The sequence below is a fragment of the Kitasatospora sp. NPDC034023 genome (assembly GCF_055575795.1).
Window position 1 is genome coordinate 30,724 of sequence record NZ_JBVIRY010000018.1, and the last position, 11,680, is coordinate 42,403.

11 protein-coding genes are annotated in these 11,680 nt (G+C 72.7%); 10 read left to right on the plus strand and 1 reads right to left on the minus strand.

What is annotated here, in order from left to right:
* Window positions 1-32 precede the first annotated feature (32 nt).
* Window positions 33-896 carry an aldo/keto reductase gene (locus tag ACZ52R_RS23205; protein WP_465754010.1) on the minus strand — a complete coding sequence of 288 codons (864 nt, stop codon included), beginning with the start codon at window positions 894-896 and terminating at the stop codon, window positions 33-35.
* A 571-nt stretch (window positions 897-1,467) separates the two neighbouring features.
* Between ACZ52R_RS23205 and ACZ52R_RS23210 the strand changes: the two genes are divergently transcribed.
* The 10 genes from ACZ52R_RS23210 to ACZ52R_RS23255 all read left to right on the plus strand — a co-directional run bounded on the left by ACZ52R_RS23210 (window position 1,468) and on the right by ACZ52R_RS23255 (window position 11,661).
* Entirely contained in the window at window positions 1,468-3,270 is a 1,803-nt protein-coding gene (locus ACZ52R_RS23210) for an ABC transporter transmembrane domain-containing protein (protein ID WP_465619954.1), read from the plus strand.
* A 55-nt stretch (window positions 3,271-3,325) separates the two neighbouring features.
* Complete coding sequence (locus ACZ52R_RS23215) at window positions 3,326-5,098, plus strand: ABC transporter ATP-binding protein (protein WP_465754011.1); 1,773 nt, start codon at window positions 3,326-3,328, stop codon at window positions 5,096-5,098.
* Window positions 5,099-5,234: 136 nt separating this feature from the next.
* Window positions 5,235-5,480: a LapA family protein gene (locus tag ACZ52R_RS23220; RefSeq protein ID WP_360489736.1), complete on the plus strand. Its 246-nt coding sequence runs from the start codon at window positions 5,235-5,237 to the stop codon at window positions 5,478-5,480.
* Entirely contained in the window at window positions 5,477-6,256 is a 780-nt protein-coding gene (locus ACZ52R_RS23225) for an amino acid ABC transporter ATP-binding protein (RefSeq protein ID WP_465619959.1), read from the plus strand. The genes ACZ52R_RS23220 and ACZ52R_RS23225 overlap by 4 nt, the downstream gene beginning before the upstream one ends.
* Window positions 6,257-6,355: 99 nt before the next feature.
* Complete coding sequence (locus ACZ52R_RS23230) at window positions 6,356-7,237, plus strand: glutamate ABC transporter substrate-binding protein (RefSeq protein ID WP_465619961.1); 882 nt, start codon at window positions 6,356-6,358, stop codon at window positions 7,235-7,237.
* A gap of 12 nt (window positions 7,238-7,249) precedes the next feature.
* Entirely contained in the window at window positions 7,250-7,894 is a 645-nt protein-coding gene (locus ACZ52R_RS23235) for an amino acid ABC transporter permease (protein WP_360489732.1), read from the plus strand.
* The gene (locus tag ACZ52R_RS23240; protein ID WP_465754012.1) at window positions 7,891-8,760 is read left to right on the plus strand and encodes an amino acid ABC transporter permease; all 870 of its coding nucleotides are present in this window, start codon (window positions 7,891-7,893) and stop codon (window positions 8,758-8,760) included. The genes ACZ52R_RS23235 and ACZ52R_RS23240 overlap by 4 nt, the downstream gene beginning before the upstream one ends.
* A 141-nt stretch (window positions 8,761-8,901) precedes the next feature.
* Window positions 8,902-9,807: a LysR family transcriptional regulator gene (locus tag ACZ52R_RS23245; RefSeq protein ID WP_360490658.1), complete on the plus strand. Its 906-nt coding sequence runs from the start codon at window positions 8,902-8,904 to the stop codon at window positions 9,805-9,807.
* Window positions 9,808-9,883: 76 nt separating this feature from the next.
* Window positions 9,884-10,465 carry a cysteine dioxygenase family protein gene (locus tag ACZ52R_RS23250; RefSeq protein ID WP_465619963.1) on the plus strand — a complete coding sequence of 194 codons (582 nt, stop codon included), beginning with the start codon at window positions 9,884-9,886 and terminating at the stop codon, window positions 10,463-10,465.
* A gap of 59 nt (window positions 10,466-10,524) precedes the next feature.
* Window positions 10,525-11,661 carry a YeiH family protein gene (locus ACZ52R_RS23255; RefSeq protein ID WP_465754122.1) on the plus strand — a complete coding sequence of 379 codons (1,137 nt, stop codon included), beginning with the start codon at window positions 10,525-10,527 and terminating at the stop codon, window positions 11,659-11,661.
* Window positions 11,662-11,680 lie beyond the last annotated feature (19 nt).

Here is an 11,680-nt window from a genome sequence, read left to right on the forward strand (position 1 = left end):
TCGGGGACCGGATTCGGCACCCCGGGTCCACGTCAGTTCCAGTCGAAGCCCTGCGGGTCCGGACCGATGCGCTTGCCGGTGGCGACGGCGGCGATCGCCGTGAGGTCCTCCGCGTCCAGCTCGAAGCCGATGACGTCCAGGTTCTCCCGGATCCGGGACGGGGTGACCGACTTCGGGATGGCGATCACGCCGCTCTGCAGGTGCCAGCGCAGGACCACCTGGGCGACCGTGCGACCGTGCTTCTCGGCGATCTTCACCAGGGCCGGCTCGGCGAGCAGCTCCCCGCCCTGGCCCAGCGGGCTCCACGCCTCGGTGGCGATGCCGTGCTGCGCGTGGAAGGCGCGCAGCTCCTCCTGCGGGAAGTACGGGTGCAGTTCGACCTGGTTCAGGACCGGGGCGACCGAGGCCTCGTCGAGCAGGCGGGTCAGCTGCTCGGTGCCGAAGTTGGAGACGCCGATCGACTTGACCCGGCCGTCCGCCTTCAGCTGCTCGAAGGCCTTCCAGATGTTGAGGTAGCTGCCGTGCATCGGGCGCGGCCAGTGGATCAGGTACAGGTCGAGGTAGTCGAGGCCGAGCTTGTCCATCGAGGCGTCGAACGCGCGCAGCACGGCCTCGCGGCCCTGCTCGCCGGACCAGTCGCGGGTGCCCGAGTTCCACAGCTTGGTGGTGATGTAGAGGTCCTCGCGGGCGATGCCGCCCGCCAGCGCCTCGGCGATCGCCGCGCCGGTGCCGGCCTCGTTCTCGTAGATGGCCGCGGTGTCGATGGAGCGGTAGCCCGCGCCGATCGCGGAGTTGACGGCGGCGGTGGCCTCACCGTCCGGGACCTGCCACACGCCGAAACCGAGCTGCGGGATCTGCGCGCCGTCGTTGAGGGTGACGCTGGGGATGGTGCTCACGGGACGGGATGCCCTCCTGGTCGTAGGTCTTTCCAGTGGGGGGCAACTGGCACCGGAACCTGATTGTTCCCGCCAAACGGGCGAATTTTGGGTGGAGGTTTGCAGTGGCTCGCCCCGGGCGGACGAGCGTCGGTGGCGGGGTCGCAGGCCCGTCGCGGGCCCCGCAGGCCCGTCGGAGGTCCGTCGCAGGCCCGTCGGAGGCCCGGCGGAGGCCCGGCGGAGGTCCCTGGCGGGCTGGGCGGGCGGGCCGGGCGGGGAGCCGGGCGGGCGGGGCGGCGGAAAACCTGTTGCGCGGGTCACACCGGGGTTGGCAGGCTCGCGGACATGGCCTCCTGAAATCAGGGCCCTTCGTGCCCTTCCCATGTCCCGTCCGGGGCTCCCACCGGACGTGTCGACGCCGCCGCGCCGTTGCGCCGCGCGTCCGTCGCCCATTGCCCTCGCCTGTCGGCTCGGGCTGCTCGCGTGAACCGGTCCGCCGTGCCGGACGGCGCGCGCCCGTCCGTGCCCCGTTCGCCCGCACCCCCGTTCGCCCGGTTCCCCCGTACCTCCGCACCGTTCGTATCGGAGTGTCATGCCGCTCACCCCGCTGCCGCCGGCCGACCCCGGCAGTCCCGATCTCTCCTCACCCCTGGCCTTCCTGCGCTGGCTGCAGCGCAGTCAGCGGCGCGGGCAACTGCTCGCGACCTGCTGGACGCTGCTCGAGATGGGGTGCCAGGCCGCCCTGCCGATACCGCTCGGCTCGGGCGTGCAGGCCGCCGTCGACGGTGACGCCGGCGGGATCTGGCAGGCCGGCGGGCTCGCCCTGCTGCTTGCCGTGGGCGCCGCGCTGGGCACCGTCCTGTCGCATCGCCAAGCGGTCTGGAACTGGATCCACGCGGCTTGCCAGGTACGGCAGTTGGTGGCCCGGCAGGCCTCGCACCTCGGGGCCGGGCTGTCCCGCCGGATCGCCACCGGTGAGGTCGTCGCGGTCGGCAGCGGGGACGTCGAGCGGATCGGCTGGTACGTCGAGCTGATCGCCCGGGTCCGGTCCGCGGTGATCGTCTGGCTGGCCGTCAGCTCGGTGGTGCTGGTGGTCGAACCGGTGCTGGGCATCGGCGTGCTGCTCGGCGTCCCGGTGCTGGCGGCCTCCGTCTGGCCGCTGATCGGGCCGTTCGAGCGGCGCTACGAGCAGCAGCGCGCGCTCGGCGGCAAGGCCACCGAGCTGGCCGCCGACACGGTGGCGGGGCTGCGGGTGCTGCGCGGCATCGGCGGTGAGGAACTGTTCCTGGAGCGGTACCGGGCGGCCTCCCAGAAGGTGCGGGCGGCCGCCGTCCGCTCGGCCCGGATCTGGTCGCTGATGCAGGCCCAACAGGTGCTGCTGCCCGGCCTGTTCGTGATCGGTGTCACCTGGTACGGCGCCCGGCTGGCGGCCTCCGGCGAGCTCTCCGTCGGCACCCTGATCGCGGTGTACGGCGCGACCGCATTCCTGGCCGCGCCGCTGCGGATCCTGGGCGAGGCGGCGCACGCCTGGAGCGTCGCCCGGGTCTCCGCAGGGCGGGCCGTCCGGGTGCTGTCCCTCAGCCGGAGCGGTGGAGCGAGCGAGGCCACGACGACCACGACAATCACGCCGGCCCCACGGACCAGGCCGGCCAAGGCGGACCTGTACGACCCGGTCAGCGGGCTGACCGCGCGGGCCGGTGAGCTGACCGCGGTGGTCTGCGGGGACCCGGACCTCGCCGGGGCGCTCGCCGAGCGGCTCGGCGGCCACGTCCCGTTGGCCGAGGGCGAGCAGGCGCAGCCCTCCGTACGGCTCGGCGGGACGGAGCTGGACACGGTGCCGCTGGCCGAGGCGCGGGCGGCCGTGCTGGTCCACGACAAGGAGCCGGTGCTGCTCTCCGGCACCCTGGCCGAGCTGTTCGACATCCCGTCCTCGGGCCGGGTCTCGGCGGCCGAGGCGCTGGTGGCCGCCCGGTCGGACGACGTGCTGGAGGCGCTGGTGGACGGCTCGCCGGAGTGCGCGGGCGATCCGATGCGCGCCCGGATCACCGAGCGCGGGCGCTCGCTGTCCGGCGGCCAGCGCCAGCGGCTCGCCCTGGCCCGCGCGCTGCTGGCGGACCCGCCGGTCCTGGTGCTGGACGAACCCACCAGCGCGGTGGACGCCCACACCGAGTCCAGGATCGCCACCGGACTGCGGGACACCCGGGCGGGCCGCACCACCGTGGTGTTCGCGACCAGTCCGCTGCTGCTCGACCAGGCGGACCGGGTGGTGCTGCTGCGCGAGGGCCGGGTGGTCGCGGCGGGGCGGCACCGCGAGCTGATGCGGTCCGAGCCGGCCTACCGGGCCGTGGTCACCCGCGACGAGGAGGCCGCCCAGCCGGTGGGTGAGGCCGTGTGAACAGCGTCATGAACAGGTTCGCCGGCAGTCCCGCCCCGTACCCGAGGAGTACGTCATGAAGCCCCCCGTCCATGAGGAGCAGGGGCCGGCCGCCACCCTGCCGGTCGGCTCCCCGGCCGCCGTGCGCGCGTACCTGCTGCTGCTCGCGCGGCGGCACCGGGGCGGGTTCTCGACCGTCGTGGCGCTGCACTCGGTGGCCACGCTGGCCGGGCTGGTCGGGCCCTGGGTGCTCGGCCACCTGGTCGAGGCGCTGGCCACCGGCACCGCCGGGTCCACCATCACGGTGGCGGTCGCCTGGTACCTGCTGGCGCTCGTGGCGCAGGCCGCGTTCACCGGCTGGTCGCGGATGCGCGGCGCGGTGCTCGGCGAGCGGGTCCTGGCCGACCTGCGCGAGGACTTCCTGGTCCGCTCGGTCGCGCTGCCGACGGGTGTGCTGGAGCGGGCCGGCACCGGGGACCTGGTCTCCCGGGGCACCACCGACGTCGACCGGCTGGACAAGTCGGTGCGCGAGGCGGTGCCCGAACTCGCCGTCGCCGTGGTCTCGTTGCTGCTGGTGCTCGGCGCCCTGCTGGTCACCTCGCCGGTGCTCGCGCTGACCTCGCTGATCGGGCTGCCGCTGCTGCTGGCCACCTCCCGCTGGTACTTCCGGCGGGCGCCGCAGTCCTACCGCAACGAGTCGGCCGGGTACGCCGCGGTGAACACCGTGCTGGCCGAGACGGTGGACGCCGGGCGGACGGTCGAGGCGCTGCGCCTGGGCGGCCGGCGGATCGGGCTGACCGACCGCAAGCTGCGCGAGTGGCTCGCCTGGGAGCGGTACACCCTGTGGTTGCGCTCGGTCTGGTTCCCGACCATCGACGCGGTCTACACCGCGGCGGTGCTCGCGACCCTGGTACTCGGCGGGCTGTTCACGCTCAAGGGCTGGATCACCGTCGGCCAGTTGACCACCGGCGTGCTGTACGCGCAGATGCTGACCGGTCCGGTGGACCTGATCCTGCGCTGGTACGACGAGCTGCAGATCGGGCAGGCCTCGCTGGCCCGGCTGGTCGGCGTGCGCGAGGTGCCGGAACACGAGGAGGACGAGTCCGCCCGCCCGGACGGCCGCCGGGTGGAGGCCCGGGACGTCCGCTTCGGCTACCGCGAGGGCGCGGACGTCCTGCACGGGATCAGCCTGGATGTCGCCCCGGGCAGCCGGGTCGCGCTGGTCGGGCCGTCCGGGGCGGGCAAGTCCACGCTCGGGCGGCTGCTGGCCGGGATCTACGCCCCCGGCCGCGGCAGCGTGACCCTCGGCGGGGCGGCGCTGTCCCGGATGCCGGCCGAGCGGGTGCGCGCGGAGGTGGCCCTGGTCAACCAGGAGCACCACGTCTTCGTCGGCACCCTGCGGGACAACCTGCGGCTGGCCGCGCCCGACGCCGACGACACCGAGCTGCGGGCCGCGCTGGATGCGGTGGACGCCGGCGACTGGGTGGACGCCCTGTCGGAGGGGCTGGACACCGAGGTCGGCTCCGGCGGCACCTCGCTGACCCCGCCGCAGGCCCAGCAACTGGCCCTGGCCCGGCTGGTGCTGGCCGATCCGCACACCCTGGTGCTGGACGAGGCCACCTCGCTGCTGGACCCGCGCGCCGCCCGGCACCTGGAGCGCTCGCTCTCCCGGGTGCTGGAGGGCCGGACGGTCATCGCCATCGCCCACCGGCTGCACACCGCGCACGACGCGGACGTGATCGCGGTGGTCGAGGGCGGGCGGATCAGCGAGTACGGCAGCCACCCGCAGCTGGTCGCGGCCGGCGGTCCGTACGCGGCGCTCTGGCGCTCGTGGCGGGACGAGCGGTAGCAGCCGAGGAGTTCGGAGGGCCGTAGCCGTAGATCGGTAAACCCGCACGGGGTCGGATTGCCCCGTGCGGGTTACTCCCCGCCCCGGAAGGGCGCGTAACCGGGCAAATCGGCGGCCCGGCCCGCAGACTGCTCCGGTGACCAAGATTTCAGACGGCTCGTCCCGCTCCCCACGCGGTGAGATCGGCGGGATCCCCACGCGGTACATCGGGATCGGCGTCATCGTCATCCTGGCCGTGTGGTTCCTGTTCGCCAACCTCGAAAAGGTGAAGATCCAGTTCTGGGTGTTCACCGTCACCGCACCGCTCTGGATCGCGTTGCTGGCCACGCTCGTCGCGGGCAGCGTGCTGGGCTGGCTGCTGAAGGGACGGCGCAGCAGGTGACCACAGCTCCCGAGCCGGCCCGGAGCGCCACCGCGGACTTCGCCCCGCTGATCGAGCTGCGCGGGGTCAACAAGCACTTCGGGGACCTGCACGTACTCCAGGACATCGAGCTGACGGTGGGCCGTGGCGAGGTCGTCGTGGTCATCGGCCCGTCCGGCTCCGGCAAGTCCACGCTCTGCCGGGCGATCAACCGGCTCGAACCGATCGAGAACGGCACCATCCTGCTCGACGGCGAGCCGCTGCCCGCGGAGGGCAAGGGCCTCGCCCGGCTGCGCGCCGAGGTCGGCATGGTGTTCCAGTCCTTCAACCTGTTCGCGCACAAGACCGTGTTGCAGAACGTCTCACTCGCGCAGATCAAGGTGCGCGGCCGGCCCAGGACGGAGGCCGACGCCAAGTCCCGCGCGCTGCTGGAGCGGGTGGGCCTCGCGTCGCAGGCCGACAAGTACCCGGCCCAGCTGTCCGGCGGGCAGCAGCAGCGGGTCGCGATCGCCCGCGCGCTCGCGATGGACCCCAAGGCGCTGCTCTTCGACGAGCCGACCTCGGCGCTCGACCCCGAGATGATCAACGAGGTGCTGGACGTCATGCGCCAGCTCGCGCACGAGGGCATGACGATGGTCGTGGTCACCCACGAGATGGGCTTCGCCCGGGCCTCCGCGAACCGGGTGGTGTTCATGGCGGACGGCAGGATCGTGGAGGACCGCGCCCCGGAGGGCTTCTTCAGCGCCCCCGAGAGCGAGCGCGCCCGGGACTTCCTGTCCAAGATCCTGAAGCACTGAGGCGGCGCCGTGAACGATGAGACGGCGCCCGGCGCAGGGGGGTCGGGGAAGCCCAGCGCAGCGCGCCCGGCGAAGCCCGCGGCGCGGGGGAGGAAGCGCGTGCTCGCCGCCGCCCTGCTGCTCACCGCGCTGGCGGCGGGCTGCGGCAAGGCCGGGACCCCGCCGCCCAAGGGCCCGCAGCCCAGCGCGCTGCCCAGCTACCAGGTGCAGAACGCCTCCTCGATCACCGGCTCGCCGACCCTGGACGCCGCCCGCAGCCGGGGCCACCTGGTGGTCGGCGCCAAGGAGGACCAGCCGTACCTGGGCCAGAAGAACCCGGCCACCGGCGTGTACTCCGGCTTCGACATCGAGATCGCCAAGATGGTCGGCGCCTCCCTCGGCTTCCCGCCGGACAAGATCCAGTTCAAGACCATCGCCTCGGCCAACCGCGAGACCGCGCTGCAGAACGGCCAGGTGGACTACTACGTCGGCACGTACACCATCAACGACAACCGGAAGAAGCTGGTCGGCTTCGCGGGGCCGTACTTCGTCGCCGGCCAGTCGCTGCTGGTGCGCAAGAACGACACCACCATCCACGGCCCGCAGGACCTGAACGGCAAGAAGGTCTGCTCGGCGGCCGGTTCGACGCCGTACCAGCGCATCCAGTCGCAGTACCCGAAGGCCAAGCTGATCGGCTACGACACCTACTCGGCGTGCGTCGACAACCTGATCACCAACCAGGTCGACGCCGTGACCACGGACAACGCGATCCTGCTCGGCTACGCGGCCAAGGTGCCGGACGAGCTCAAGGTGGTCGGCCCGCTGTTCTCGACCGAGCCGTACGGCATCGGGGTACCGAAGAACGACACCGTGCTGCGCATGGCGCTGAACGACGCGCTGGAGCAGCGCGAGCAGAACGGCGACTGGAAGAAGGCCTTCGAGGCCACCCTCGGTCTCTCCGGGGAAGCCGCGCCGGCCCCGCCGCAGATCAACCGGTACTGAGAGGGCCGCGCCGTGAAAACGCTGACCGACAACTGGTCGACCTACTGGGAAGGCTTCCTCGGCACGCTCTCGCTCTTCGCGGTGAGCGCCGTGCTGTCGCTGGTGCTGGGGGTGCTGATCGCGAGCTTCCGGGTCTCGCCGGTCAGGCCGCTGCGGGTGTTCGGGACGGTGTGGGTGACGATCCTGCGCAACACGCCGCTGACCCTGCTGTTCTTCATCGTGGTGCTGGGCCTGCCCCGGTTCGACATCACGCTGCCCTTCTACACCTTCGCGGTGCTCGCGCTCGGCTGTTACACCTCGGCCTTCGTCTGCGAGGCGATGCGCTCGGGCGTGAACACCGTGCCGACCGGGCAGGGCGAGGCGGCCCGGAGCCTGGGCATGACCTTCGGGCAGACGATGAGCCTGGTGGTGCTGCCGCAGGCGTACCGCTCGGTGGTGGCGCCGATCGGCAGCGTGATGATCGCGCTGGCGAAGAACACGGCGATCGCCGGCTCGTTCAGCGTCACCGAACTGCTCGGCACCTACCGGACCATCAACGAGCTGGGCTACAGCATCGTCTGGACCTTCGTCTGGATCGCCGTCGGCTACCTGATCATCACCCTTGCCATCAGCGCCGTCTTCAACCTGCTGGAACGACGAGTGGCGGTGTCCCGATGACCGTTGAATCCTCGGCGCTGTACGACATCCCCGGGCCGAAGGCGCTCGCCCGCCACCGGCTGTACGGCGGGATCGCGCTGCTGCTGATCGCGGCGGGGGTCGCCTGGGTCGTCTACATGCTGTTCCACACCCACCAGTTCACCTACGCCAAGTGGCAGCCCTTCGAGTACCGAGGCGTCCAGGAGCTGCTGCTGCGTGGGCTCGGCAACACGCTGAAGGCGTTCGGCTGGACGGTGCTGTTCGCGCTGCCGTTCGGGGCGCTGTTCGCGGCCGGGCGGCTGTCGGACCACCGGGTGGTGCGCTGGGTCTCCACGCTGGTGGTCGAGTTCTTCCGGGCCATGCCGGTGCTGGTGATGATCTTCTTCGTCTTCGTCGCGCTGAAGGTGCAGCCGCTGTGGGCGCTGGTGGCCGGGCTGGTGCTCTACAACGGGTCGGTGCTGGCCGAGGTGTTCCGGGCCGGCGTGCTCGCGGTGCCCAAGGGGCAGCGGGAGGCGGCGTACGCGCTGGGCATGCGCAAGACCCAGGTGATGTCCTACGTGCTGGTGCCGCAGGCCAACCGGGCGATGCTGCCGGCCATCATCAGCCAGCTGGTGGTCGCGCTCAAGGACACCTCGCTGGGCTTCCTGATCACCTACGAGGAGTTCCTGCACGCGGGCAAGCTGATCGCCACCAACCTCGACTACGACCTGCCGTTCATCCCGGTGGTGATCGTGATCGCGCCGATCTACATCGGCATGTGCCTGCTGCTCTCCTGGCTCGCCCGCTTCGTCGAGAAGCGCAGCCGGCGCAGCCCGACCGTGCGGGGCGGGGCGCCGGTGGTCAAGGCCGGGGTGGCGATGGGGCTGCCGCCGTCGGCGCAGCAGTGAGAGGCTTGGTTCGACGCTGAACCATAGGTACGGATGGGGCCGGGGCCGGTACCTCCAAATTCCTCTTATGATTGCGGGGCTGGACGGGACCGCGTGAACGGTCCGGACGACGACGACCCGGGCGGGAGGGCCATGGAGCCGGTGTTCGACTCGCGGCACATCAGGACGTTCCACGAGGTCGTCCGGGCCGGCTCCTACTCGGCCGCCGCCCGGGAACTCGGCTACACCCAGCCCGCCATCACCCAGCAGATGAAGGCGCTCGAACGCACCGTCGGCGTCCCGCTGTTCACCCGCGCCGGGCGCGGACTGCGGCTCACCGAAGCGGGCGAGGCGCTCTCCCGGCACGCCGAGCTGATCCTCGGCAGCATGTCCGCCGCCCAGCAGCAGCTCGCCGCGCTCGCCCGGCTGCGCGCCGGGCGGGTCCGGGTCTGCGCCTTCCCCAGCGCCAACGCCACCCTGATACCCGAGGCGATGGCCCGGCTGCTGGCCGAGCACCCCGGCGTACGGGTCGAGCTGCTGGAGGCCGAGCCACCCGACTCCGTCCAGCGGCTGCTGCGCGGGGAATGCGACATCGCGCTGGCCTTCCGCTACCCGGGCGCGGCCACCGAGGTCCCGGACGGGCTGGACGAGATCCCGCTGATGGAGGACCTGCTCACGGTGCTGCTGCCGGTCGGGCACCCGCTCGGCCGCCGGCACGCCGTACGGCTCGCCGACCTCGACGGCGAGCGCTGGATCGCCGGCTGCCCACGATGTCGGGCCAATCTGCTGCACGTCTGCGCGGAGGAGGGCTTCGCGCCGGACATCGTCTTCTCCACCGACGACAACCTCGCGGTGCAGTCGCTCGTCGCCGCCGGGGTCGGGATCGCGCTGATGCCCGCGCTGGTCCTCTCCTTCATGTGTCACCGCAAGGTCACCGGGCGGGCCGTCGAGCCGCACCTGCGGCGGCAGGTGAGCGCGTACGTGCTGCGCGAGCACCGCCGGATCCCGGCCACCGGACTGGTCCTGGACCACCTGCGGCAGGCGGCGGCGAGCCGGGTCGGCTGCTGACATATAAGCCTTGGTGGGGATATTGCTTACAAAACCTCCTTGGACGTGATAGGTCGCTAGGGCCGAACCTGCTGGCATGACGCCCTCAGCCACGGTCGGCAGCGACCGGCTCACCGAGCGGATGACCGCGCTGATCAGCGAGATCCGCGCCGTCGTGGACCGCGGACTGCCCCCAGAGCTCACCGCCTACCTGGTCGGCGAGCGCCTCGCCCCGCACCTGCACGCCGACCAGGACGGACCCGACGCGCTGCTCACCCCCGCCCAGTGCGAGGGCGACCCGCAGCGGTACCGCCAGCACGTCCTGCACGCCGAGGAGGACGGCAGCTTCTCCGTCGTCGCCCTGGTCTGGCTGCCCGGACAGCACACCCCGATCCACGACCACGTCTCCTGGTGCGTGGCCGGCGTCCACCGCGGCCAGGAGAGCGAGACCCGCTACCGACTGGTCCCCGACGGCCGCACCGCCCGGCTGGTCGAGACCGAGCACGTGGCCGGCCCGGCCGGCACCGTCGCCGCCTTCGCCCCGCCCGGCGACATCCACCTGGTGCGCAACTCCTGCAGCAGCACGGCCATCTCCATCCACGTGTATGGCGCGGACGTCTCGCGGCTCGGCACCAGCATCCGGCGGGTCTACCGGCTGCCCGCCGACCAGGAGCAGTGAGCGGCGGCGTGGCACTGACCCTGCGGCAACGCGCCGCCCGCACCCACTCGCTGCCCCCGATGCGCGGAGACGCCCCCGGACTGCTGCTCGCGGCCCTCGGGGTGGCCGCCGCCCTGGGCGTCCACGCCGTGGTGCCGGCCGTGCCCAAGCTCACCGCCGCCGTCGTGCTCGGCATGGCGGCGGCCCACCTGCCCGGGCTGCGCCCGGTGGTCCGCGGGGTCGCCCGGCCGGGCCTGTCCACGGCCGGGAAGCGGCTGATGCGGGTCGGGATCGTCCTGCTCGGGCTCAAACTCAGCCTGGACGACGTGCTCGGCCTCGGCTGGGCCACCGTCGCCATGGTGATCGTGGTGGTCGCGGCCACCTTTGCCGGCACGCTCTGGCTGGGCCGGCGGCTCGGCCTGCCCGGCGACCAGCCACTGCTGGTCGCCACCGGGTACTCGATCTGCGGGGCCTCGGCCATCGGCGCGGTCAGCCAGGCCGCGGGCAGTGAGGAGGAGGACGTCGCGGCCTCGGTGGCGCTGGTCACCCTGTGCGGGACCCTCGCGATCGCCGTCCTGCCGCTGCTCCAGCAGCCGCTCGGGCTCGGCGACGTTGAGTTCGGGCGCTGGGTCGGCGCGAGCGTGCACGACGTCGGACAGGTGGTCGCCACCGCGCAGACCGGCGGGGCGGCGGCGCTGCGGGAGGCGGTACTGGTCAAGCTGATGCGCGTGGTGCTGCTGGCGCCGCTGGTCGCGGGGGTGGCCGTCGCGGTGCGGCGGAACCTGCGGGCGGCGCAGGCGGCGCGGGTGGCGCAGGCGGTGGGTGCGGGCTCCGGTGGGGCCTCGGGCGGGGGACCGTCGGCGGGGGCGATGGCGGAACCGCTGGAAGGACCGCCGGCGGGACCGCTGTCGGGTGCGCTGGAGGGGGCGGCTGCGAATTCGGTGAAGACCGGGAGCCGTCCGCCGATCGTGCCCCTGTTCGTGGCGGGGTTCCTCGCGATGATCGTCCTGCGGACCACCGGCGTGCTGCCCGAGCGGGCGCTCGGCCTGGCCGGAGACGCCCAGGAACTGCTGCTCGCCGCCGCGTTGTTCGGCCTCGGCAGCGCCGTGCACCTGCCGACCATGATCCGTACCGGCGGGCGGATCGCCCTGCTCGGGCTCGGCTCCTGGGTGGTCGTGGCCGGCGTCTCCTACGCGGGGGTACTGATCACGACCTGACGGGCCCCGGTGCGGACTC

Coding starts and splice junctions, on each gene's coding strand:
- ACZ52R_RS23210 (WP_465619954.1), top strand. CDS start 1,468: ATGCCGCTCACCCCGCTGCCGCCGGCCGACCCCGGCAGTCCCGATCTC.
- ACZ52R_RS23240 (WP_465754012.1), top strand. CDS start 7,891: ATGACCGTTGAATCCTCGGCGCTGTACGACATCCCCGGGCCGAAGGCG.
- ACZ52R_RS23215 (WP_465754011.1), top strand. CDS start 3,326: ATGAAGCCCCCCGTCCATGAGGAGCAGGGGCCGGCCGCCACCCTGCCG.
- ACZ52R_RS23255 (WP_465754122.1), top strand. CDS start 10,525: ATGCGCGGAGACGCCCCCGGACTGCTGCTCGCGGCCCTCGGGGTGGCC.
- ACZ52R_RS23250 (WP_465619963.1), top strand. CDS start 9,884: ATGACGCCCTCAGCCACGGTCGGCAGCGACCGGCTCACCGAGCGGATG.